This window comes from Streptococcus chosunensis, assembly GCF_003626515.1.
Classification (GTDB): Bacteria; Bacillota; Bacilli; order Lactobacillales; family Streptococcaceae; genus Streptococcus; species Streptococcus chosunensis.
This window is the reverse complement of the sequence record NZ_RBCK01000001.1, coordinates 249,527-274,535: the sequence shown is the minus strand read 5'-3', so window position 1 is coordinate 274,535 and position 25,009 is coordinate 249,527. Positions and strand designations below refer to the sequence as shown.

20 protein-coding genes are annotated in these 25,009 nt (G+C 41.8%); 3 read left to right on the top strand and 17 right to left on the bottom strand.

All coding sequences use genetic code 11. The annotated features are described in order from the left end of the window. Nucleotides 1–27 precede the first annotated feature (27 nt). Nucleotides 28–735: a glucosamine-6-phosphate deaminase gene (locus D7D54_RS01285; protein WP_120718641.1), complete on the bottom strand. Its 708-nt coding sequence runs from the start codon at nt 733–735 to the stop codon at nt 28–30. 150 nt (nt 736–885) lie between these two features. Between D7D54_RS01285 and queA the strand changes: the two genes are divergently transcribed. Next, nucleotides 886–1,914 carry a tRNA preQ1(34) S-adenosylmethionine ribosyltransferase-isomerase QueA gene (gene queA, locus D7D54_RS01280; protein WP_120718640.1) on the top strand — a complete coding sequence of 343 codons (1,029 nt, stop codon included), beginning with the start codon at nt 886–888 and terminating at the stop codon, nt 1,912–1,914. 81 nt (nt 1,915–1,995) lie between these two features. Here queA and D7D54_RS01275 read toward each other — a convergent pair whose 3' ends face one another. From D7D54_RS01275 to mnmL, 5 genes are read right to left on the bottom strand one after another with little or no spacing between them, the layout of a single operon-like run. Next, the gene (locus D7D54_RS01275; RefSeq protein WP_120718639.1) at nt 1,996–2,856 is read right to left on the bottom strand and encodes a YihY/virulence factor BrkB family protein; all 861 of its coding nucleotides are present in this window, start codon (nt 2,854–2,856) and stop codon (nt 1,996–1,998) included. 27 nt (nt 2,857–2,883) lie between these two features. Next, on the bottom strand, nt 2,884–4,938 hold the full coding sequence (locus D7D54_RS01270; RefSeq protein WP_120718638.1) for a cation:proton antiporter: 2,055 nt from the start codon (nt 4,936–4,938) through the stop codon (nt 2,884–2,886). Nucleotides 4,939–4,949: 11 nt separating this feature from the next. After that, complete coding sequence (locus tag D7D54_RS01265; protein WP_033681594.1) at nt 4,950–5,204, bottom strand: hypothetical protein; 255 nt, start codon at nt 5,202–5,204, stop codon at nt 4,950–4,952. Beyond that, nucleotides 5,197–5,754 (bottom strand): tRNA 5-(aminomethyl)-2-thiouridylate-methyltransferase MnmM, encoded by a 558-nt coding sequence (gene mnmM / locus D7D54_RS01260; RefSeq protein WP_162496581.1) that lies wholly within the window; start codon nt 5,752–5,754, stop codon nt 5,197–5,199. Before mnmM ends, D7D54_RS01265 begins: the two co-directional genes overlap by 8 nt. Further along, nucleotides 5,738–6,694: a tRNA modification radical SAM protein MnmL/YtqA gene (mnmL, locus tag D7D54_RS01255; protein ID WP_120718636.1), complete on the bottom strand. Its 957-nt coding sequence runs from the start codon at nt 6,692–6,694 to the stop codon at nt 5,738–5,740. Before mnmL ends, mnmM begins: the two co-directional genes overlap by 17 nt. Before the next feature lie 91 nt (nt 6,695–6,785). Between mnmL and D7D54_RS01250 the strand changes: the two genes are divergently transcribed. Then, entirely contained in the window at nt 6,786–7,145 is a 360-nt protein-coding gene (locus tag D7D54_RS01250; RefSeq protein ID WP_004269933.1) for a DUF3397 family protein, read from the top strand. Nucleotides 7,146–7,324: 179 nt separating this feature from the next. Here the strand turns inward: D7D54_RS01250 and D7D54_RS01245 are convergent, their stop codons facing one another. The 6 genes from D7D54_RS01245 to miaA form a co-directional block, all read right to left on the bottom strand. Continuing rightward, nucleotides 7,325–14,824 (bottom strand): glycoside hydrolase family 2 protein, encoded by a 7,500-nt coding sequence (locus tag D7D54_RS01245; RefSeq protein ID WP_120718635.1) that lies wholly within the window; start codon nt 14,822–14,824, stop codon nt 7,325–7,327. A gap of 242 nt (nt 14,825–15,066) precedes the next feature. Then, nucleotides 15,067–15,822 (bottom strand): SDR family NAD(P)-dependent oxidoreductase, encoded by a 756-nt coding sequence (locus D7D54_RS01240; RefSeq protein WP_120718634.1) that lies wholly within the window; start codon nt 15,820–15,822, stop codon nt 15,067–15,069. A gap of 20 nt (nt 15,823–15,842) precedes the next feature. Further along, nucleotides 15,843–16,772 carry a ribonuclease Z gene (gene rnz / locus D7D54_RS01235; RefSeq protein ID WP_033681589.1) on the bottom strand — a complete coding sequence of 310 codons (930 nt, stop codon included), beginning with the start codon at nt 16,770–16,772 and terminating at the stop codon, nt 15,843–15,845. A 14-nt stretch (nt 16,773–16,786) separates the two neighbouring features. Then, nucleotides 16,787–17,410 carry a cystathionine beta-lyase gene (locus tag D7D54_RS01230; RefSeq protein ID WP_120718633.1) on the bottom strand — a complete coding sequence of 208 codons (624 nt, stop codon included), beginning with the start codon at nt 17,408–17,410 and terminating at the stop codon, nt 16,787–16,789. Then, nucleotides 17,403–18,641, bottom strand: coding sequence for a GTPase HflX (gene hflX, locus D7D54_RS01225; protein ID WP_120718632.1), 1,239 nt, complete (start codon nt 18,639–18,641; stop codon nt 17,403–17,405). Before hflX ends, D7D54_RS01230 begins: the two co-directional genes overlap by 8 nt. Further along, nucleotides 18,634–19,518 carry a tRNA (adenosine(37)-N6)-dimethylallyltransferase MiaA gene (miaA, locus tag D7D54_RS01220; RefSeq protein WP_120718631.1) on the bottom strand — a complete coding sequence of 295 codons (885 nt, stop codon included), beginning with the start codon at nt 19,516–19,518 and terminating at the stop codon, nt 18,634–18,636. The genes hflX and miaA overlap by 8 nt, the downstream gene beginning before the upstream one ends. 120 nt (nt 19,519–19,638) lie before the next feature. On the opposite strand from miaA, the gene D7D54_RS01215 reads away from it, so the two are divergent. Further along, nucleotides 19,639–19,809: a DUF3042 family protein gene (locus tag D7D54_RS01215; protein WP_001051780.1), complete on the top strand. Its 171-nt coding sequence runs from the start codon at nt 19,639–19,641 to the stop codon at nt 19,807–19,809. Between the two features lie 50 nt (nt 19,810–19,859). On the opposite strand, the gene D7D54_RS01210 is transcribed toward D7D54_RS01215, so the two are convergent. The 5 genes from D7D54_RS01210 to pabB form a co-directional block, all read right to left on the bottom strand. Beyond that, the gene (locus tag D7D54_RS01210) at nt 19,860–20,699 is read right to left on the bottom strand and encodes a thymidylate synthase (RefSeq protein WP_050390103.1); all 840 of its coding nucleotides are present in this window, start codon (nt 20,697–20,699) and stop codon (nt 19,860–19,862) included. 95 nt (nt 20,700–20,794) lie between these two features. Continuing rightward, nucleotides 20,795–21,754: an ROK family glucokinase gene (locus D7D54_RS01205; protein ID WP_120718630.1), complete on the bottom strand. Its 960-nt coding sequence runs from the start codon at nt 21,752–21,754 to the stop codon at nt 20,795–20,797. 110 nt (nt 21,755–21,864) lie between these two features. After that, nucleotides 21,865–22,557 (bottom strand): excalibur calcium-binding domain-containing protein, encoded by a 693-nt coding sequence (locus D7D54_RS01200; RefSeq protein WP_020902450.1) that lies wholly within the window; start codon nt 22,555–22,557, stop codon nt 21,865–21,867. 49 nt (nt 22,558–22,606) lie between these two features. Further along, on the bottom strand, nt 22,607–23,224 hold the full coding sequence (locus tag D7D54_RS01195) for an alpha/beta fold hydrolase (RefSeq protein WP_020902449.1): 618 nt from the start codon (nt 23,222–23,224) through the stop codon (nt 22,607–22,609). Continuing rightward, nucleotides 23,225–24,946, bottom strand: a complete 1,722-nt coding sequence (gene pabB / locus D7D54_RS01190; RefSeq protein WP_120718629.1) for an aminodeoxychorismate synthase component I — start codon at nt 24,944–24,946, stop codon at nt 23,225–23,227. Nucleotides 24,947–25,009 lie beyond the last annotated feature (63 nt).

Here is a 25,009-nt window from a genome sequence, read left to right as displayed (position 1 = left end):
TCCAAAGAGCAAGTGGTTCTTGTATTTTTACTTTTCAAGTAAGCTTAGTGCCTCAGCATCTGCAATAATCGTCACATCAGGGTGGTTTTGTAGGCTACTTGCTGGGAGGTTCTCAGTCACTGGGCCAGACACTGTTCCGGCAATGGCTTCTGCTTTTGATGCACCGTAAGCAAAGAGAAGAATTGACTTAGCATCCAAGATGTTTTTAATCCCCATTGAAATAGCTTGAGTTGGGACGTCTTCAATCTTGTCAAAGAAGCGCGCATTGGCTTCAATAGTAGACTGGTCAAGTTCTACTAGATGCGTTTGACTGTCAAATGAAGTACCAGGCTCATTAAATCCGATATGTCCATTGCGACCGATTCCCAAGATTTGGAGGTCAACAGGATGGTCATCCAAAATTTGGTTGTAGCGTTCAACTTCAGCTTCAGCATTGTCCTTAACCCCACGAGGCAAGAAACTTTCTTTAAATGGTTTTTGGTTGAACAAGTTTTCTTGCATGAAATAACGGTAAGACTGTGGGTTGTCACCATCAAGGCCTACATATTCATCAAGGTTCACACTAGTTAGGTTTGAAAAATCAAGGTCACTTTCAACAATTTCCTTGTAAAATTCAAGTGGGCTACTTCCTGTCGCAAGTCCTAGGGTTTGAGCTCCATTGGCCAATTTTTCCTTCAAAATCTCGAAAGCAACTTTTCCACCTTCGATTTGGTTTTCAACTTTAATAACTTTCATCTTTTTATCCTCCGTTTCAATCTATATTCATTATATGGTATAGACCAATTTTTGTCAAGTGAAAACGATTTAATTTTCAAAAAAAGAGCGTCCAAACTTGAAACATGTTATAATGGATAAGATTAGAACTTAGAAAGAATGAACAGATATATGAATACAGCTGATTTTGATTTCCACTTACCCGAGGAATTGATTGCCCAAACGCCTCTTGAAAAACGGGACGCCTCTAAACTCCTCATCGTCAACCGTGAGACGGGAGAAATGCAGGATAAACACTTCCACTCTATTATTGATATGCTGGAACCTGGTGATGCCCTTGTTATGAACGATACCCGTGTTCTCCCTGCCCGCCTCTATGGTCAAAAGGAAGAAACCGGAGGTCATGTGGAACTGCTCCTGCTCAAAAATACTAGTGGAGATGAGTGGGAAGTTCTGGCTAAACCTGCCAAACGTCTCAAGGTTGGCACTCGCGTCAGCTTTGGTGATGGTCGCCTCAGCGCTATCGTTACAGAAGAATTGACCCACGGGGGCCGTATTGTCCGATTTGAATACCAAGGAATTTTCCTAGAAGTTTTGGAAAGTCTGGGTGAAATGCCTCTGCCACCTTATATCCACGAAAAACTAGATGACCGTGAACGCTATCAAACCGTTTACGCCAAGGAAAGTGGCTCTGCTGCAGCACCAACTGCTGGACTGCACTTTACCAAAGAACTGCTGGCAGAAATCCAAGCTAAAGGAGTTCATCTAGTCTATCTGACTCTTCATGTCGGACTCGGAACCTTTAGACCTGTTTCTGTGGATAATCTGGATGAACACGAAATGCACTCAGAATTCTATCAACTTTCTGAGGAAGCTGCTGCCACTCTTCGCTCTGTTAAGGAAAATGGTGGTCGTGTTATTGCTGTCGGAACCACTTCTATCCGCACCTTGGAGACTATTGGTTCCAAGTTTGAGGGACAAATCCAAGCAGATTCTGGCTGGACCAATATCTTTATCAAACCTGGTTATGAATGGAAGATCGTGGATGCCTTCTCAACCAACTTCCACCTGCCAAAATCAACTCTGGTCATGTTGGTTTCTGCTTTTGCAGGCCGTGAATTGGTCCTAGATGCCTACCACCATGCCATTCAAAAACACTACCGCTTCTTTAGTTTTGGCGATGCCATGTTTATCTATTAATTTTCACAATCGAAAAAAGCGCATATTATCAAGGTTTTATAAAGCCTGATAATATGCGTTTTGTAATGGATAAAAAATGAGTTAATTTATTCTAAAGGCCGGATCTTTCAAACTCTGAACACTGGCATTGATAACCGCGCCGACAATCAAAATCTTAGCGATGAGAATAAACCAGAACATCATGACCACCACGACGACGGAACTGAAAAAACGTACGTCCACTATGTGATTGACATAATTGTTAACATAGACTGAAAAGATATTGAGCAGTAAGGCCAGGGTCAACAAGACAAAGGCACTCCCTGGCAATACATGTCGAATCCGTCGGACCTTAACATTGGGCAGGAAATAGTAGAGCATGACCAAGATTGCAAAAATCAAGGCATAGACCAAGGGGCCTGTTAGATCTTGCAGATAATCAAAGAGAGGACTATCCGATTTCCAGTAGCTTTTGATAAGGTTGAGAAGCATGCGACCAAAGACACTGAGAAAGAGAGCTAAGGCAAAAAGGATTTGCAAGCCAAAACTGACTAGTAAACTCATCAATTGCTGGTAAATTAAACCTCTACTCTTAGCTACTCCGTAAGCTTTATTAAAGGCTTTCTGTAGGAAATTCATGGATTTTGAAAAGGTCCATAGGGCTGACAAAACCGCAAAACTCAATAAGCCCGTTGAAGGTTGGGTCAGCACTTCTGTAATAATCTTTGCCACCACATCATACATGGTATCGGGCAAAAATTCATTGACAACCTTTAAAAAATTAGAAACTGGAATCTGAAAATAAGGGAGGATATTGACCACCACCAAAAGCAGCGGAAAAATCGAAATCAACCAATAGTAGGCTACTGCAACACTGGTCAACTCACTATCTGATGCTTGATAATAATGCAAAAAGGCTTTTAATAAAGGCTGATCTATCAGCTCTTTCCACCACTTTTTCATGTCACACTCCTTCACTTACAATCTTGATTAATTTCTTCTTACCAATTCCATCATATCATAAGGGAGGGTATTGGCAGCTTCCTTCAAGGAATAGTTCTCCAAATTATTCACATTTTGTCGTAACTTCTTGGCATACTTGGTCGTAATTAACCGTTTTTCTTCATATTCAAAAATCAACTTGCGCTCAAGATAATAACCTCTCAGCATCTCATCGATATTGTTTGGTTTAACACGATTGATAACCCGTTCGACAAAGGCACCACTGGTGATGATAGCTGTTTCTCGGAGACGAGAATCCTGCATGAAACTGATTAAAGAACTCTTATAAACCCCTTTAAGGTTTTCCAAACTTTCGATAATCATCTCTGTATTTTCTAGATAGAGCTCTGCAATTTGGTCATAGTCAAGGGCTCTGAGTTTCTGTGATTCTTCATTTTTCCAACTGCGGAAGGTCTTGCCAAGAGTAAAGACTTCATGGAGGAGAAAACGTAAAATCCGCAAGGAAACAAGGAAATAATAGGTCAATCGTGAAGCAAACTTGCGATTGATACTTTGTTCCATGCTTTTCAAATAACGTTGGTAGACTCGATAAGCACGCTCACTCATCTTGCCTTCTTCGTAAGCTTGTTCTAAACCATCACTTTCAATACTGAGGATAAGAAGTTTCAAGGCCTCCCAATCTTCTTGAGCCCCCTTATTTTCTTGACTCAGGATCAGATTTTCAATACGTCCATGATAATTGTCAATAGCCGCATAGAGAGGAAGTTTATTTCTGGTGTCTTCCAACTCTTTTTCCAACTCTAGCGTTACCTCATTCAAAATAGCGATATGCATGAGATGGTCCTTGCTTTCTTCCTGTTCATCAGAAAGATGAGGCAAGACCAAGAGACCTGTTAAAAAGCTTACAAGCGTCACACCTGCGACAAGGAATAGCAAGAGAGGATACTCCTGCTCTAGATTACTTGGTATCAGAAGGATCGTAGCAATCGACACCGTTCCCTTAACACCTGAGAAGGTCAAGAGAAGCATGTCCTTCATATACTTATTTAGCTTTTTCTTGAGGCGTCTAGTCCTATAGGCATAATAGCCATAAATCATGACAAAACGAATGGCAAAGAGGACAAAGGTAAGGGCGACAAGAGATCCCAGCAGGAGCAAAGGATTGTAGATTGGATTGGTCAAGATAGGTTCTGCTATCATTTCCAACTCCATCCCTAAAACCACAAAGACAGAACCGTTGAGCATAAAGTTCACTGTGTGCCAGACCGTCTCGGTCACCGTATCCACTTGAGCTTCGAGAAGCGTAATTTTCTTAAAACGGCTTGCCTTTAAAATCCCAGCAACTACAACGGCAATAATCCCAGAAACGTGTACTTCTTCTGCCAGGAAGAAGGTCACCAGAGGCAAACTCAATTCTAATAAAAGTTCGCTAGCAATATCCGTTGCTCGTACACTCAGCAAGAAACTATGGAGAAAACGGTTGGTCATGGCTGTTAAAAATCCAATTAAAAAACCGCCTAGGATTGAAAAGATGAGCGAACTACTAGCTTGCCCAAGGGAAAAGGACCCAGTTGTCCAGGCTGTCAAAGCTACCTGAAAGGCCACCAAACCTGATGCATCATTCAAGAGTCCTTCACCTTTAAGAATATTGGACACGCGCTTAGGAAAGCTAAAGCGCTCCGAAAGAGAGGCAAAGGCCACCAAGTCCGTAGGTCCAAGGGCTGCCCCAACAGCCAAGCAAGCCGCCAAGGGAAGGCTGAACCAAAGAAGGTGGGCCAAGGCACCCAAACTCAGGGTCGAGATGAAAATCACTGGAAATATTAGATAAACAATGATTCGCCAGTGTTTTAAAATAGCTGTAATGTCCGCTTCTTCCGACTCTCGAAAAAGCAAGGGCCCGATAACCAGAGCCAAAAACAACTCTGTATTGAGGTGAAAGTCGGTATTGGGTAAAAAGAGACCAATCACAATTCCCAACAGAATTTGCACCAAAGGGAGAGGCAAAAAGGGCAGGAGTTTATTGGTTGTACTTGAGACAATCAAGACCAGTAAAAATAGGATTAAGTAAATCAGTAATTCCACGCACATCCTCCTTAATCTTTTTTACAGCAAGATTCAAATATCTCCTTCTGCTCTTGGATTTTTTGGTCAATCTTGGAACAGTCTTTGTGCTCAATTTTTCTCTGGCACCGTTCCATTTCAAGAGCAACTAATTTTTTCTTGATTTTAAGCATTTTTTTGCTCATATGCGCTTGGTCTAGTACTCCCACCGCTCGTTCGTGGTGGGTTGACTCAACAAAATTCTGGCGCATGGCATCCAGCTTTTCACGTAGGTATTGTTTATCCATGTCTATATCTCTCTAATTTTTCAATCATCACTAAAAATGGTGGGTTGTTGACTTGGTTTAAAGTTCGGTAAATGGCAGCTGTGTACTCTTGTTGGCTCAACTGGCTAACAAACTCCAAGACAGCATCTTTCTCAAGGTCACCACCTTCATGCCCATAGTAAATCATGATAGCGATTCGTCCACCTTTGACAAGTAAGCCACACAGCTTTTCTAATGCTTCAATCGTTGTCTGAGGTTGGGTAATGACAGACTTATCAGCAGACGGCAGATAGCCCAGATTAAAAATCCCTGCCTTGGCTTCTGTCACAAACTGGTCCAGTGTCTCATGGCCTTGCAAGATTAACTTGGCATTTGTCAGATCAGCCTGGTCCAAACGATCTTGCGTCTTTTCCAAGGCTTGCTCCTGAATATCAAAGGCATAGACTTGCTTAGCTAGCTTGGCTAGAAAAAGCGTGTCATGACCATTTCCCATAGTCGCATCCACTACGATATCCTCTTTTGTCACTACCTCAGCCAAAAAATCATGTGCCATCTCAAGTGGTCTTTCCATTTTCAAACTCCTGTTTTACAGCCTTACATCCTTGAACGCTTCCACGACGTCGCATTTCAGTTTCAATAGCATTTAGCACTTCCCATTTATTGAGGCTCCACATAGGACCAATCAGCATATCTCTAGGTGCATCTCCTGTGATTCGATGGATGACAATATGCTTGGGAATGATTTCCAATTGGTCGCAGATAACCTTGACATATTCGTCCTGACTCATCAACTGCAAACGTCCCTCGTGGTAATCTCGTTGCATACGTGTATTGGTCATAAGGTGAAGCAAATGCAGTTTAATCCCTTGAATATCATTGTCCGTGACACAGCGGCGGACATTTTCAATCATCATCTCATGGGTTTCACCAGGAAGTCCATTGATCAGATGGGAAACAATCTCAATCTTGGGATACTTTCTCAAACGCTTGACCGTTTCCACGTACAATTCATAAGAATGGGCACGATTAATCAGGTCAGAGGTTGTTTCATAAGTGGTCTGCAAGCCCAATTCAACCGTCACATGCATGCGTTCCGATAACTCAGCCAAATATTCGATGGTTTCGTCTGGTAAACAGTCTGGGCGCGTTCCGATATTGATTCCTACCACACCTGGCTCGTTGATAGCCTGCTCATAGCGCTCTCGGATAACTTCCACCTTTTCATGGGTGTTGGTAAAATTTTGAAAATAAACCAGATACTTCTGCACATCTGGCCACTTACGGTGCATAAAGTCAATTTCCTTATAAAATTGCTCACGGATAGGCGCATCCGGTGCGACAATAGCATCTCCAGAACCTGAAACCGTACAAAAAGTACAGCCTCCATGAGCCACAGTTCCATCACGATTGGGACAGTCAAATCCCGCGTCAATAGGGACTTTAAAGGTCTTTTCTCCAAAGAGTTTTCGATAATAATCATTCAAGGTGTTATAAGATTTCATAACTTTCATTATAACAAAAAACACCCACAATCTCAAAAGCCTGACTTTCCTATAAATTCCTCTGTTTCTCGTTTCCATTAGCGATTTTTTATGATACAATATGGATATGATTTTAATGAAATTAGCATCTATTTTATTATTGATACTGACCTTAGTAGTCTGCATTATCATAACCAAACTTTTTAGATTAAAAAAACTAGGACGAAACTTTGCGGATTTGGCTTTTCCAGTCTTGGTATTTGAGTATTACTTGATTACAGCTAAAACCTTTACCCATAATTTCCTCCCTAGACTAGGCCTAGCCCTCTCACTCCTAGCCATTATTCTCGTTTTTTTCTTCCTTTTGAAAAAACGCAGCTTTTACTATCCTAAATTCATCAAATTCTTCTGGCGTGCAGGATTCTTATTAACCCTTGTTATGTATATCGAGATGATTGTTGAATTGTTCTTAATGAAATAATCGAATCCCTAAACATTTTCTAGGGATTTTTGCTTTCTCTACAAAATAGGATAGACAGTAACACTATACAACTTTATACAAAGAAAATCCCTTAGAAGCTTGCATTCTAAGGGATTAATCTTCTATCTAAGACAAGAGCTTCTCACTAGTCTTTAATGATAAAGAAGGTATCAAAATTTCTAATCTTCTTTTTTACCTTTAGTGGCTACTAATCCTGCACTCAAACCGAGAAGAGCTAAGCCTGCTGCTACTGCTGCTTGGCTTGCCGCACTTCCTGTATTTGGTAACTGCGCTTTGTTAATTTGACTAGATTCACTTGAAGCGATTGGTTTTGTAGCTGCTTTTTCTGACACTTGTGGTTTTTTAGCTTCTTGAGCTACTGGTTTGGTTGTTTCGCCAGCTGTACCGACTTCTATGATGCGATCTTGAGCCATAACTTTATCATAGCTATCCTTTTCAGTTCGCTTACCATTTTCAACCTCAATCAAGTGAACACGGACACCTTGTCTTCCTTCTTGGAGGACTCGTGTTTCACCTGCAGGAAGTTTATCGTTCTTTTGTTCCTGAACCTTGAAATCGATTGTTTCTTCTTCAATTACAAGTTCAGGTCTGTTAAGCACAAGATTTTTCACTTCGTCTTCTGGAAGAGAGGTGCCTGGTTTTGTTCCAACTTCCACGATACGATCTTGAGCAACAACTTTATCATAAGTTTCTTTAAGTTGGCGTTTACCATTTTCCACTTCGATCAAGTGAACACGGACACCTTGTTTTCCTTCTTGAATGACACGGGTTTCACCTAGATACAACTTATCAGACTTACGCTCCTGAAACTTGAAGTCGATGCTTTCTTCTTCGACTACAAGCTCTGGTCTATGAAGCACAAGATTTTTCACTTCGTCTTCGGGAAGAGAGGTGCCTGGTTTTGTTCCAACTTCCACGATACGATCTTGTGCAGCAACTTTATCGTAAGTTTCTTTAAGCTGACGTTTTCCATTTTCTACTTCAATCAAGCGAACACGGACACCTTGTTTTCCTTCTTGGAGGACACGGGTTTCACCTAGATACAACTTATCAGACTTACGCTCCTGAACCTTGAAGTCAATGGTTTCTTCTTCGACTACAAGCTCTGGGCGATTCCGAACAAGATTTTTCACTTCGTCTTCTGGAAGAGAGGTTCCTGTTTTGGTTCCAACCAAGACAATGCGGTCTGTTGGTGCCTCTAACACTTCATGGAGTTTTTCTTCCTTACTTCCATCAGGATTAATGCTTGTAAAGATACGTTCTTTTCCAACTTTTCCTTCTTGTTCTACACGAGTTTCACCTAGATACAGCGTAGAATCCTTTTTCTCAACTATCTTGTAGGCCAAATCGTTTTCAACAAATTCAAGTTTCGGAAGTTCTTCTTGTACAGCAGCAACTGTTTTCTCAGAAACTGGTTTTTCCTTGATCAACTGGATACGGTATTCCTTAACTTGTTTTCCACTTTCTGAAACGAGGCGAACAAGTACTGGAAGGCTGTCTTCTCCACTATCTACAACTGTTGAAGCTACTTGATTGGTTTCTTCAACTGAGACTTTTGGACGTTGACCTTTATAGGTGATTTGATAATCTTGACGATTTTCAGCGAAATCAGCAAGTTCTTTTCCATCTACAAGAATCTTCGATTGAGTGCTTTCTTGAGGAAATTCGCTTGGTGCAAGGAAGGTCATCTCAATCATCGCAACACCACTCTTATCTGCTTTACGCTCCATACGCCATCTCATGGCTTTGGCTTTAACAGCTTTAAATGTTACGTTTATTTCATCACCAGCTTCAATGTCTTTATCCGCACGATAAGGAACAGCTTCCCAATTTTCTGGGTTGTTGAATGGATGTCCTGATTCGTAGGCTTGGTAGTTTGAATAGTAGGTAGGCACTTCAAAGTCTGGACCGACATAACGTTCCAAAACAAGTTTAGATGGTGCATCTGTACCACTATCTGCAAAGAAGTGAAGTTTGGCTTGCGCAACAGTCCGCTCTACAATCTTACCATTTTCACGGAAGATCACACCTGCTGATACTTCTGGATTAGAAGATGGCGTTGGAGACCAGTTTGTCCAACGACGATTTTCAGAGTGATCTCTATCATTGATATAGTCCACACGGTCATGAGAACTGTCGTCAATATCATTAGTTGCTGAAGCAAAGGCCTGGTTACTGTTTTCATCATAGTTAGGGTTATCTGAAAGAGCCTCACCAAGTTTGTCTGTCACTCGTACAGTGAATTCAGCAGTAAGATTGCTACCAAGGACACGACCTCGAACAGTAAATTGACCTGCTTTTGTCAGATTTTCTGCTGGAGCTTCTTCCCATTCAACTGTCAGGTCTTTTGTTTCGTAACCGTCTTTACCTGTAAAGTAAACCGGAACCTTAGTCGGCAATTCAAGTGGTTGCCCTAGTTGCAACAAGCGAGCTTGTTTAACCGCAGCAACTGGTTTACGAGAAAGTAAGTCTTTATCCTTAGTGAAGTGCAGACGGTATTCTCCTAAGATGTCGCCATTTTCAGCTTTCGCGATGACACGAACTGGCTCACCTTCACGAACACTTGGAACAACAGTCGCTAGACCATTGTTGCTAACACTTGCTGTGACTGCCGGAACTTTTCCATCTACAGACTCAAGGTAGTAGTCTGTCAAATCAGGGTTGAAGTTTGCTAAGTCTTTGCCGTCAACTTGGATTCTTGTTTGTCCTTGTTTGGCTGCCGCAACTTGTTTGACAAAGATTTGTACTTCTGTGATAGACGTTCCACGCTTGTTATCTGCTTTAACCATGCGAATACGAACAGCATAAGTTTCAACTTTATCAAAGCTAAAGTGATTCATTTCTCCAGCCTTGAGTTGTTCTGGAGCTTTTAGATTAGTCACTTGTTTCCAATTAGCTGGATCGTTAAATACATGGTCTTCATTGGCTACAAAGCTAGGGTTTTTAGGAGCTGTTGGAACAGTCTTACCAACATAATACTCAATCACATAAGACTTCGGTGCACCAACTCCATGGTCTTCGTGGAATCCGACACTTAGATTATCAACGGAGCGTTTGCTCAAGATACCGGAATCTCCAAACAGAACACCGACTGAAGCTTCTGGATTACTACGATTCCAGTTTGTCCAACGATTGGCTGGTCGGTCATTAAAGGAAATCAATTTATCGTTGACATTTGAAACAGGGTCGGTTGGATTTGAATCTGAAGCAAAGGCAAGTGGCAATTCTGAACCGGTCCATTGGTCAGAAATGTTTGCACCTTGCTCAGTTTGAGCAGATACGCGAACATGAAGTTTAGTTGTTAATTGAGTACCTTCTAAGCGACCATTAACTGTAAAGACACCTTCCTTAGCGTATTGCTCTGGACGAATCGCATCCCATGCAACCTTAGCTGATGAAACGTGACCATTTGAATCATATGTACGAACGCTTTCTGGTAATTGTGGTGCTTCTGCGATTGGAGTTGTCACACTAACTTCTTCAACTGAAACGATGCCTTCTACAGATACTTTAGCACGCGCTTCCAGGTCAATGCCTTCAACTTTACCTAACACTTCAAAGCTTTGATAGTGGTCTAGTTTTTCTTTCGGAATAGCTTGCCAAGTGACTTTGTGAGCTTTAGGGAAACCTTTGTCATACTCAACCGTTACTGTTGACGGAAGAGTAGGTTCTTGGTGTAAATCTGTCACTACATTTACAGGACGAATGGATTGCGCAATCTTCTTCTCAGTATTTGCTTGTATAGTGAGATTGATTTGACCTGTAGCATCCTCATATTCAGCTTTCAGAGTAAGTGCTCCTGGTTTATGCAACTCAAGCATTCCTTTTCGGACTGCAACTTCCCCTTCACCGCTTGTAGAGAAGCTCACCTTATCAGCTGGTAATACAGCTTGCGTTCCATCTTGATAATGAGCTCGAACCGACAAGTTGACTGTTTGGTCTTCTTTGAGACCGTCAGCTTGTTCCACTTGCAAGCTCAAGTGAGCAATTTTTGGTGCTTCTTCTAGGAATTGAATTGCATAGGTTTGAAGAGGGCCACCATCTTTAGACTGAACAACGATGCTCGCACGCATGCCGTTTGCTGCGCTTGCTTGAAGAACTGTAACATCAGCATTTTCAGCACTTGCTGTGACTTCTGGCAATTGGGCACCATAAGCAAGAGTGCGGTATTGCATTGGTTGTTGACTAGTAAGCCCTGTTACTGCCTCACCGCCAACAGTAACAGTTGGCACTACAGGTGCTGCAGCTTTTCCTTCTTCTACCACAAGGGTTGCATGAATAGTTTCTCCAGCTAACTGACCAGTCATTTGAATACGTGATCCAGCTACTGAAAGTTTGGCTTTATCTGCTTCCGCAATCTCCCAGCTATCTACTTCATACTCTTGTACACTTCCATCGGTTACTAGTATTGACACATATTTATCTACAGTATTCAAGTCTGCTCCTGGAGCAACACGTTTAACTGTTGGTAATTCTTTCGCAATTGCTAGAACCTCGACACGAGCCTCTACCTCACGTCCATTTGCTGTACCTTTAGCAGTCACAACTCCTGCTTGACTAACATCGACTTGAGACCAAGTTACTGGAAGTTTTTCACGACTACCATCGCTGTATACAAAACCTACTGTTTTCGGCATTTTTGGATCTTTACCGATTAATGTACGAACTCTTGCTACTTCTGTCCCCAAAACAGTCTTTTCTTGTCCTTCTTTTTTACCAGTAAAGACAGTTACTTGACTAGATTTCAAGAGATCTGAATGGGCTGTCAGCGTGAATTTACCTGCTTGTTCAGTTGATTTGACAATGGCAACACCTTTACCATTAAATGCTTTACGAATCCAAGAACCATCTGCTTGCGCCTTATAGCGTTCACGGCTGGCTTGTTCCCCGTTATCGACACCGACAAGTTGGCCTTGTCCGTGTAATTGGAAGCGAACCAGATTATTGGCAGTTGGTACTACATTCCCTTGGCTATCAACGATTTCGTAGTAGATGTATGTCAAGTCTTTTCCATCTGCTGCGATTGCATGATCTTCTTTGATAAGACGAACAGCCGCTGGCTTACCAGCAGTCGTAATCTTATCTCGAGCAATTTCCTTGCCAGATTCATCACGAGCAATTGCTTCCAAGGTACCTGGTTGATAAGCAACTTTCCATTCAAGATAAAGTTCATTAGCATTAGCACCTTCTTGGTAAGTTCGTCCATCACTAGTTTGTTTTTTGTTGAAAGTCTTAAGACCAAGAGATTTTCCATTCAAGAACAATTCTACACTTGCAGCATTAGAATAAGCACGTACAGGGATTTTATTTTCCGCGTCTGCTACATTGTCTATCAACTCTTTGTTTTCCCAGTTCCAGTGAGGAAGAAGGTGAACCATTGGTTTTTTCTTTGCAGAAACCCATTGACTTTGGTAAAGATAAAAGTCGTTTTTTGGAATACCTGCAGTATCTACGATACCAAAATAAGAGCTTTTAACCGGCGTGTTGTTTTGGTTGTGCCATGGAGTTGGTTCACCGATATAGTCCGTACCTGTCCAAATGAATTGACCAGCATAGCCAGCATTATCACGATCAAAGGTCCATGAAGCAGTTGCCGTTTTACCCCAACCAACACGGTCATTTCCATAATCTGACTGTTCATAGTTACGCCATGACTGATTACTTTGTACCCACTCACGCTCTGGGTGGAAGTAACTTCCTCTTGTACGCGTTGCTGAAGATGTTTCTGACCCATAAATCAACCATTTTGGATGCTTAGCTCGAAGGGCTTTGTAATTATCTTCAGAGTAGTTAAATCCAACAGCATCCAATTCATCAGCAATTTTTTCATGCCCACCGCTACCATTACCGAAACGGAACTTATCTGCTCCCATGGTAACATAACGAGTCTTATCAACATCCTTGATAACTTTGACTAGACGTTTAACAGTCGCTAGAGAATGGGGATCCCCATTTGCTTCACCGATTTCATTTCCGATTGACCACATAAAAACAGCAGGATTATTTTTGTCTCTCTCTACCATAGTACGTAGATCGTAGTCGGACCATTTTTCACCTTTTTTAGCCTCAGGATGGGTAGCATCTTTTTCAAAGAAACGTCCATAGTCATAAGGTTTCTTTCCGCCATACCAAGTATCAAAGGCCTCTTCTTGAACAAGTAAGCCAAGTTCAGCTGCAATCTGTAAAGTCTGAGGACTTGCTGGGTTGTGAGTCGTACGAATCGAATTCACTCCCATTTCCTTCATCTGTTTCAGTCTACGGTACTCAGCCTTGTAGTTTTCTTCTGCTCCAAGCGCTCCATGATCATGGTGCAATGAAACTCCATGGAATTTAATGCGTTCACCATTCAAAGAGAAGCCCTCATTTGGAGTCCAGTTATAATATCGGTAACCAAACAGATCTTTCTTAGCATCAACTAATTGACCGTCCCGGTAAACACGTGTAACTAATTCATACAAGGCCGGTTTGTCATTTAAAACGGTCCAGAGTTTTGGTCTTTCAACTTCTAAAATCGCATCAAGACTAGTTACTTCATGTGCTTTCAAGGTACGACTCTCTGTACGTACTAGACCTGTCACAGCCTGACCACCACGTTCAACGATTTGATATTCTGCTACAAGTTGATGGTCTTTATCGTCTGTATTGACGATTTTACTGGTCACATGAGTTTCAACCTTGCCATGTTGTTGTTGTTCTAGTTTTGGCGTTAAGATGGTTGTCCCATTTTTCTCAACATGAACTTTATCTGTCACTTGTAAAGTCACATCACGGTAAATACCGCTACCTGAATACCAACGGCTACTTGGTTGTTTGTTGACTGCATGAACAGCAATTACATTCTCACGTCCATCTTTGTTCAAATAGTTAGTGATATCATATGAAAATTGGTTATAACCATTTGGATAATGACCCACTAACTGACCATTGACATAAACTTGAGAATCCATGTAGACGCCATCAAAAGTAAGGCGAACATTTTTCTTGAGGTCTTTTTCATCTAGTTTGAAAGTCTTGCGATACCAAGCTTCTCCACCGTTAAGCTGTCCACCTTCATTTTGTGCAGGAGATTCATGATCGAAATCATTAAAGATACTCCAGTCATGCGGTAAATCTAATTTTTTCCACGTAGATACATCTGCATCCGGTTTAATGGCTTCTTTAGAATTCGCATTGAGTTTAAAGTGCCAATTTTGGTTAAAATTCACTTTTCTGTCTTCAATCATTTGGTTGACTTCTTCATTGGTCACAGCTTTAACATCTTCCTTGAGCGGTTTTTCTTGACTTGAAGCTTGTGATTCTATCTTTGGAGCTTTTTCTTCAGATTTTGAAGACGCTTTTTCCTCTTTTGGAGTTACTGCTTCATCTTCTTTCTTCTCAGATGAAATAGATTCAGTGGCACTAGGTTGTTTTTGTGCTGTACTTTCGACAACATTTTTAGTTTCCAAAGCTTGATCAACCTTTTCTTCTACTATAGGATTTTCCTCTTTAGGTTTCTCAGCAGTATGAGTAATAGGTGTTTCATCCGCATTAACTACAGATTCTCCAGCTATATTTCCTGCGAATAGAACTGCACAAGTTCCAATCATTACTGAGCAAGCTCCTACAGCAAATTTACGAATGCTATAGACTCTTTTACGGTTCCAATGGCTTTTTTCCATAAAATCCTCCTTTTGGTAATCGCTTTCATTTTTATGTAAGCGCATACTTTAAATAGTCTTTTACCCTTATTTTATTAAATAATATAGGAATTTTCAATACTTTAGCATATGAAATAATATTTTTGATAGTTTTTTCTAAAATTTGTAGAAGAATTAAAAAACTGAATGTAGTTTAAAAGAAAAAACACTTATTAACCTTTAAATTAAAAGAAGTAAAAAAGTCCCTTTAAAAGGAACTTCTTCTATTTATAATTAAAAGTATCCCCTGCCAGCTTATCAGCTAGCTTTGGAAAAAGGGTATAAAACTTATGGGCTAGGTTCAACAATATCGGTAGATTGAGTTCTCGTTTGTTTTTTCCTATAATCTTGACAATCTTTTTAGCCACTGCATCTGGTTCTAGCAGGAAGCGGTCAACCGACTTGAGATAGGTTCCATCTGGATCGGCCTGGTCAAAAAATCCTGTGCGGATTGGTCCTGGATTGACCGTCGTTACATAAACACTGTAGGACATGAGTTCGAGGCGCAGAGCATTTGAAAAACCAATGGCCGCAAACTTGGTCGCTGAGTAGAGACTAGACTTGCCAGTAGCGATCAAACCTGCCATGCTAACAATATTGATGATATGGCCTTTTCGACTTTCCTTCATTCTTGCCGCAATGCGACGAGACAGATTCATTAGGGCAAAGGCATTGACCTCGAACATCTGATGAATATCTTGGTCGGAAATCTGGTCAAATTCCTCAAAGATCCCGTAACCAGCGTTGTTTATCAAAACATCAATCTTGCCATAGCGGAGATAGAGATCTGCTAGCAGAGTTTCTAAGGCTGAATCATCGGTAATATCGATTTCAATCCATTCTGCATGGGGATGATTTCCGTAGAGTTGGGCTAATTTTTCCTTATTTCGACCAAGCAAGATGAGTTGGTCATTTGGCAAGAGTTTGACCATTTCTTGGGCTAGGCCACCGCTAGCTCCGGTAATGAGAATAGTAGGCATACTTATCCTTTCCCAATCTTTTAGATTTCCACTTCTTCTAAGTCTTTGACCACATGGACATTTTCAAAAACACTAGCCGCATCTTTTTTGAGCTTGCTGATATCTTTTGAGAGGAAACGAGCACTGATATGGTTGAGCAGGAGGCGTTTGGCACCTGCTTCTAGTGCCACCTGCGCTGCCTGCATGTTGGTTGAGTGGCCGTGATTACGAGCAATTTTTTCATCGCCCTTGCCATAAGTGGATTCATGGACAAGGACATCGGCATTGACAGCCAGACGCACACTGGCATTGGTTTTTCTGGTATCGCCTAGAATGGTAATAATCTTACCAGGACGTGGCGCTGAGATATAGTCTGCTGCCTTGATTTCAGTTCCGTCTTCCAAAACAACATCCTGGCCGTTTTTGATTTTCCCAAAAAGTGGGCCAAATGGGACACCAGCTGCCTTGAGTTTTTCAGCATCCAGCGTTCCTTCCAAGTCCTTTTGCATGACACGGTAACCAACACAGAAAATAGTGTGGTCCAGCTCTTCTGCATAGACAGTGAATTTATCGGTCTCAAGGATTTTTCCTAAAGAATCTTGGTCAAATTCATGAAAATGAATGCGATAAGGCAGACGCGAACCTGACACACGAAGGCTGGTTAAGACAAAGGACTTGATCCCTTGCGGTCCATAGATTTCCAAATCTGTCTGCTCTTCATTGGCCTGAAAGGCACGGCTAGAAAGGAAACCTGGCAGGCCAAAAATGTGGTCTCCATGTAGGTGGGTGATAAAGATTTTGCTGACCTTACGTGGTCGAATTGTGGTTTCAAGAATGCGATTTTGCGTACCTTCTCCACAGTCAAAGAGCCAAACTTCGTTAATCTCGTCCAAGAGTTTCAGGGCGAGACTGGAAACGTTGCGGGCTTTAGAGGGCTGACCTGCCCCCGTTCCTAAAAATTGAATATCCATTCGATACTTTCTAATTAATCAATATATAACAAGGCAGTGCGGTTTTCCGATCGGAAATAGCGCTTGCCAGAAAAAGCTGTGGCTTCTTGTAATAACTCCTCTTGGCTGTAACCTTTGAGACGTTTACGACCGTCAGCCAAGCTTTCCAAATCAGTCAAAGCTGTGAGATTTTCCACACTAACAACTTCCTCGTCCCCGACAGCCTTCATGTAAATCTTGCCAGACTCCTCAAATACTAGCTGATGAGGGAAAATTTGCGCAATTTCAAAGAGTAAGTCATCCGAGATTACCTCTTTATTTTCAGAGAAAATCCGACCAAGACCCTCACTCTCATAACAAAAACCAAAGGATTTACCAGACAGATTAAGCCGAATAAAAGGCTTATTTTCTAGTGTGAAACTTGGTTCAACATTGTAAAGATTCAGTTCCTGACTGAGTTCCGCAAAGTAAGCTGTCGCTGCCTCAGGACTCTTTTTCTGATATAGTTCTGCAAAATAAGCATTGACAACGCTGGGCGGAGGTGTAATAAGTGCCAACTGCTCCTGCTCTGTTTTACCAGCTAGAAGTTGGTCCAGATAGACCTTATCCAGACTTGTATAGCCTCCATATTTTAGAGCCAAGGTTTTGATATCAGTCATAAAATTCTTCTAACCTCCATTTGTTTTTCTCAGAAATGTAGCCTCTAATCACTTCGCCGTCCTCCTGATAATCACGTTCTTCCAAAATCGCAACACTTTCTAAATCATGAATCTTGTAGGACTTAGAAAAAGGCACGCGCAAGGTAAAAGATTCAAAAATATCCTTGATTTTCTCTAAAAATAGTGCCTGCAAGTTCTCACGACTATACTCAGACTTAGCAGAAATCAGAGCATAAGGTGTTTGGGTAGGCGTGAAATCCTCTACCAAATCCGCTTTATTATAAAGGGTCAGGCGAGGAATGTCCTCCATATCCAAATCTTTCATAATAGACAGAACTGTTTTTTCATGCTCCTCGTGGTAAGGGTTGCTGGCATCGATAACATGCACTAGAAGATCAACATGCTTGCTTTCTTCCAAGGTTGACTTGAAGCTGGACACCAACTCGGTCGGCAAATCTTGGATAAAACCAACCGTATCAGTTAAAGTCACCTGTAGATTGCCCCCAAGATGGATACTCTTAGTCGTCGCATCTAGAGTTGCAAAAAGCTCGTCTGCTTCATACTGTGTCTTACTGGTCAAAGTGTTCATGATAGTTGACTTCCCAGCATTGGTATAACCAATCAAACCAATCTTAAAGGTGCTTGACTCCAGACGTTTTTCTCTGACTGTCGCCCTATTTTTCTCAACGACTTTAAGCTGACGCTCGATATCCGTGATTTGATTGCGAACGCTACGACGGTTCAGCTCCAGCTGGCTTTCACCAGGCCCACGGGAACCAATTCCCCCTGCCTGACGACTGAGCATAATCCCCTGACCAACCAAGCGAGGCAAGAGATATTTGAGCTGGGCTAAGTGGACTTGGAGCTTCCCTTCATGGCTTCGAGCTCGCATGGCAAAGATATCCAAAATCAGCTGCATACGGTCAATGACCTTAACACCGAGAACTTCTTCTAGATTGACATTTTGCCTTGGGGTCAGACGGTTGTTGACAATGACAGTGGTAATTTCTTCTGCATCCACCATGAGCGCAATTTCTTCCAACTTACCAGAGCCAACAAAGGTCTTAGAATCATACTTTTCACGTTTTTGTCTGTAAGTATCAACTACGACAGCTCCAGCAGTCTTAGCTAGACTGGCCAATTCTTCCATGGAGAGGTCAAAATTATCCATGCCCTGGAGTTCAACTCCAATCAGCAGGACTCGTTCCTCTTTTTTCTCCGTTTCAATCATCTAAAAACTCCTCTATCTGGCTTAAAATGCGGTTCTCCACGCCAGGCTCTCCTATCTGATAAAAAGTGACCTGCATGCGATTACGGAACCAGGTCAGCTGACGCTTGGCAAAACGACGGGTCGCCTGTTTGAGACTATCACTAGCTTCTTCCAAGGTCTGCTCGCCACGGAAGTAAGGAAAGAGTTCCTTGTAACCAATCCCTTTAGCAGCCTGCACATCAGGGTAATGGTCAAAAAGCCACTTGGCCTCATCCAAAAGCCCAGCCTCAAACATCAAATCCACTCGATGATTGATTCGTTCATATAATTGACTGCGTTCATCATCTAAGCAGATAATCAATGGTTCATACAAGGTCTCTTGATTTTCCAAATCCTGACCAAAGTGGGCAATTTCCAAGGCACGCATAGCACGACGACGATTAAACTGGGGAATTTCAAGACCTGCTTGCTCCACAAGATGAGCTAATTCCTCATCTGTATAAGGCTCCAAACTAGCCCGATAGGTCAAAATCTCCTCATGAGGAGTCTCTCCACCTAAATGATAGCCTTCTAGTAAACTCTGAATATAAAGTCCAGTCCCACCAGCAATAATAGCCAGCTTGCCACGACTGTGAATATCTTCAATGGCAATCTTAGCTTCTGAAACAAAATCAAAAGCCGAGTAAGACTCGGTTACCTCTCTAACATCGATTAAATGATGGGGAACAGCTGCCTGCTCTTCTGGACTAGCCTTTGCTGTCCCAATATCTAGACCTCGGTAAACCTGCTGACTATCGCCACTAACCACTTCGCCATTAAAACGCTTGGCCACTTCAATGGCGAGAGCCGTTTTTCCAACTGCAGTCGGTCCAACGATCACAATTATTTTTGTTTTCATCTTTTTTCCTTGAAAAATTCCCATTTTTTCGTTACTATTATTATAACACAAAAAGATCAGTCAGAAAAATGTGACCTCTTGAGGAGGCTGGCTGATTGAGAATATAAAGGAGGAAGACTCATGGCTAAAGGATTCGCTAAAGGTCTTGTAACAGGTGTCGCAGGAACTGTCGCTGCAGTCGCAGGTGCAGTATACGCATTTAAAAAGAAAGTGATCGAACCAGAGGAGCAAAAAGCAGCTTTCATCGAAGAAAACCGTAAAAAAGCAGCTCGTCGCCGCGTATCACGTTAAAAAACAAAAGAAGTTGGGATTTATTGTCTCAACTTCTTTTTTCTATTCTTTTAAATAGCTAGATCAAACTTCAACTGCGGCTTGACAGGGTCATAATCCACCAACTCAAAGTCCTCTGCTTTAATATCAAAGAAATTAGTCCCATCTGGCACATTCAAGACCAAACGTGGTTGGCAGTTTGATGGCTCACGACGGAGCAATTCCTGAGCTTGTTCAAATTGATTGTCATAGATATGGAGGTTGTTGATAAAGTAGAAGAACTTCCCTACCTTCCAGCCAAAATGCTTAGCAATCATCATTTGAAGAGCCACATACTGCATCGCATTGATGTGGTGAGCCACCAACATGTCATTCGAACGCTGGGTCAATGTCGCATCCAGATAGATTTCTCCATCTACACGGCGGACATCAAACATGGTCTGAAAGGCGCATGGGAGCAGCCCATCTGTTTCTTCGAAAGCTTGGTAATCCCAGAGCGAAATGATATTGCGACGGTTCCAAGGATTGGCTTCCAACTGTTTGAGAAGCTTATTGATGATGTCGTGTTTCTTAACAACAGCACCATAGCGCTCACCAATAGTTCCTGTATCTCCCACTTCCCAGTCATTCCAGTAGTGAACATTGTACTTGTCATTGAGCACGTCTAGGCTATTTGACTGGTCTTGGTAAATCCAGAGTACTTCCTTGATGGCGGATTTGATGGCAATAGGACGCAAGGTTGTGATGGGGAATTCCCCCTTGGCCAAGTCATACTCGGCAAAGGCTCCTGTTACGTACTTGGAGTTAGCAACGGTTCCATCCTTGTACTTGGGACGTGCTTGCTCTGAAAAGACACCGTCTTTGAGGATTCGTTCAATATTTTCTTTAAAAATCGTATCTGCTTTTGTCATTCTCTCACCTCATTTATTGTCCTAACTAGTATAGCATAAAAAAAGAAAGGAGGAAAATCACTCGCTTCTGGAAAGCAATTTTCTCCTTTTTTATTTTATTGCAATACAAGTGATGCTGCTCCGATAATTCCAGCGTCATTTCCTAGAGTTGCAAGAGCCAATTTAGTTGTTGTGCGTACTTGTGGGAAAGTATTTTCGTCGTAAACCTTTTGAACACCTTGTAGAAGGAATTCTCCTGCAGCTGACACACCGCCACCGATAACGATTGTTGATGGGTTTAGGATTGATCCGATGTTAGCACAAGCGATTCCCAAGTAACGTGAGAAGTTACGGTAAACGATCAAAGCAAGGTCGTCTCCTTCTTTTGCCAAATCAAAGACAGTCTTAGCAGTTACTTCTTCTCCGTTATCAATCAAGCGTTTCAAGGCTGCATCGCCTTCGTATTCATCAGCATAGCGACGAGTCAAGTTGACAATCCCTGTTGCAGAAGCGACTGTCTCAAGACAGCCTTTCTTACCACAGGTACATGCGATTGGTTGGTCAAAGTCAACAGTGATGTGGCCAAGCTCACCTGCTGCACCAGCAACACCGTGAAGCAATTTGCCTTCTGCAACGATACCGCCACCAACACCTGTACCTAGTGTCATAAAGACAACGTCTGGTTGGTTATCACCAGCACCCATCCAACGTTCACCAAGAGCAGCTACGTTGGCATCATTATCGATGAAGAATGGAATACCCAAAGCCTTTTCAATCTTCTCTTTGATTGGTTGAAGTGTTTTCCAGTTGAGGTTGTAGGCACCAATAACAGTTCCTTTTTCACGGTCAACCACACCTGGTGATCCCATCCCAATTCCTTGGAAGTCCGCTGCTGCCAATCCAAGCAAGTCCAAACGATGTTGAATAGACTCAATCATATCATCTACGATATGACTTCCCTCATCCAAAATGTTGGTCTTGATAGACCATTTTTCTTGGATTTCTCCTGCTGTTGTCAAGATTGCAAATTTGATAGAAGTTCCACCAAGGTCAATCCCAATAATCTTTTGACTCATCATATTCTCCTTTTTCATTATGAATTAATTGAAAATGCTTACAGTACTAGTATAACAAAATTCAGTTACTTATGCAAAGGTTTGCATTAACTTTCTAAATTTTATCTGATTTATGGTTTCCAGAGACCTGAAGCATCTACGTAGTAGCGGCCTCCATCAACTCGCTCATTTTTAGCCATTTTGCCATCTGATTTCAAATAGTAATTCCCTTGCCATGCATTGCGAGCGTATGAACCATCCGATTTCAAGTAATACCAGGCCTGGTAAGAAGAGTCATAAACCCACTCACCTTGTGCCATTTTACCGTTTGATTTAAGGTAGTAAGCTCCTTGCCATGCATTTTTTGCATAAGAACCATCTGATTTCAAATAATACCAAGCTTGATAGGAAGAGTCATAAATCCATTCGCTCTGTGCCATTTTACCATCAGCTTTCAGGTAATAGCTTCCCTGCCAAGCATTTTTTACTGGATTTCCATTTCCATCAAAGTAATACCAAGCACCATCCTGCTTAACCCAGCCACTTGCTGTTGCTGAACTTGTATCAGTTTGAGCCTCAGTTGCTTGTTTTGCTTTAAAGGCGCCCTTAGGGGCATTTTTCAATTCACAAGCCACACCATCATGATCACGGTCTAACTTGGCAGAATAACCAGGGTCTCCCTCATGAAGATCTGAATAGCCATTAGCCCAAGCTTCCTTACAGCTAGAAAAATGGATGTTTTCTTCTGCTAAAACTGATTGTGAAAACAAAGCTAAAACTGACAACGTCGCCAAACTCATTTTTAAAAATAGACGTTTGTTCATTACTTTCTCCTATAGGAATGTTATCGATTTCAATATTATTTTATCAAACTTATTTCAGCAATTCAAGGAAACTTCTGGTATTTTCTACAAACTCCTTTGGTTTAGCCTTATTCAAGACATGAGGTCCATCTGGTATAATCTGAAATTGAGATTCTGATATAAGTTTATGAAGACTTCTCATAGAACTAAGATTCGGTTTATCTTTGCTACCACAAATTAGTAAGGTTGGATAGGGGCAAGTCCTTGATATATCAGTTAAATCAAGTGTCTTCAACTCTTCAGAAATTCCGACCATAAGAGCCTTGTCTGCTCCCTGTTTTTCAAATACTCTTTTGGGAAGTAATTTAAATATCAGCAACTGAACATAAAATAGGATATTCCCTGATAATTTTAGCGGGCATCCTGACAGAACCAAAGCTCGAAGATTTGGTAAATCGTAACTGGAAAGTTCTAGTGCCAGGGCAGCACCTAAGGACAATCCAATCAAAACAAAAGGTTCTGTCTCTTGAGCTAGGTGCTGATAAACTCTCTCCTTGATTTTTTGATAGCTGTTAACTTCAGAAGAAAATAACTCGATAGCCTCAGAAGGATAATCTGTCAGTAGATTCCGAACTTCTTTCCAAGACTCTGCTGACTGACCTAGGCCATGTAAAAATATTAATTTCATTTAGTTCTCCCTTACTGACAACTCATACAAGCCCCTGACTACATTACAGCCATAGATAGCTTCTGCTCCCTTCAAATCTTCTATGGTCAAGGCTTTCTCTTCTAGCTGTCCTGTTTCTAGCAAATGCTGACGATAAATTCCTGGTAAGATTCCCAGTCGGATAGGCGGTGTGTAGAGTTTCCCATCGATTTTCAGAACCAAATTTCCGATAGAGGTTTCAAGAAGTTCTCCAGACTTATTGTGGTAAATGATCTCTTGCTCCCCTAGGCTCAAATGCGGTCTGTAAGTCGTTTTAAAATAGGTAAAGGCTTGTTGCAAATTGGCTTCCTGAAGACAGAGTTGGGCCTGACAAAAGATTGTACTAAGGGGTGTTAATACTTGGCGATCGACTTCTATCTCTCCAGACTTGCTAAGGCTAATTCGCAAGCGGTAATCTTGATTATCATCACAAGCCTGACACTCCTCCTCTATCTTTTGTTTCAAGTCTTCTAAATCAAATGGAAAGGCAAAATACCGACTAGCTTTTCTCAGCCTTTCCAGATGTTGTTCTTCAAACAACAAGTTCTTCTGGCTGATTTTCCCTGTAGTAATCAGTTTGAAACGAGCTTGTTTACGATAGAGAACTGCTGCCTTTTGATGAACCTCACGGTATTCAGACTCCCAAGTGCTATCCCATGTAATGCCTCCGCCAACTCCATAGATGGCTTTCCCTTGATACAGTTGAATAGTCCGGATAGCCACATTAAAAATCCGTTGTCCATTTGGAAGCAGGAGACCAATCGTTCCGCAGTAGACTCCACGCGGTTGTGGCTCCAAGTCCTTTATAATCTCCATAGTCGCAATTTTCGGTGCTCCCGTTATGGAACCGCAAGGAAAAAGAGAACGGAATATTTCAACAAGGTCAACATCCTCTCGCAACTGACTCTTGATGGTCGAAGTCATCTGCCAAACAGTTGAATACTGTTCTACTTGGCAGAGACGCTCCACATGTTCACTCCCCACTTCAGAAATACGATTCATATCATTGCGCAAGAGGTCCACAATCATCATATTTTCAGAGCGATTTTTGGGATCCTGCTCCAACCAGCTAGCCTGTTCTAAATCTTCTTGGTCAGTCATGCCACGCTGAGTCGTTCCCTTCATTGGTCGTGTTGTCAACTCGCGGTCATTTTGCTCAAAAAAGAGCTCTGGGCTCATGGAAATCACTGCCATCTCGTCATGTTCAACATAAGCATTGTAACCCGCCTCCTGCTCTACCACCATACGATTATAGATGGCAAAAGGATTGGCACTTAAGTCTTGTTTTAATTGTACGGTGTAGTTGACCTGGTAGGTGTCTCCCTGCCGCAAATGATGGTGAATCTGAGCAATCGCCTTTTCATAATCCTCTGCAGACGTTACTTCCTGCCAGTTTGAAGGCAAATCAACCTCATCATAAGTCAGAGGAATAGGGGATGTTTCTACGCTATCATGAACAGTAAAGTAAAGCAGGTACTCTGCCAGTAAAGGAGCTTTATGAACTGCTAATTTCTCCTCAAAAGCAGGTGCAGCCTCGTAGCTGACATAGCCCACCACATAATATCCTTGCTCTTGGTAACTTTCCACTTGTGCCAGCAAATCTGCCACTTCTGCTACATTTCTCGTTTTCAACTCTTTAATCGGCTGGGTAAAGGTGTATCTCTCCCCCAAAGCCCTAAAATCAATCACTGTTTTTCTATGCATACCTTAAGTATAGCATAAAAAGGCAGATTCAGACAAAGCTGATCTACCTTTTTATTATTTTCT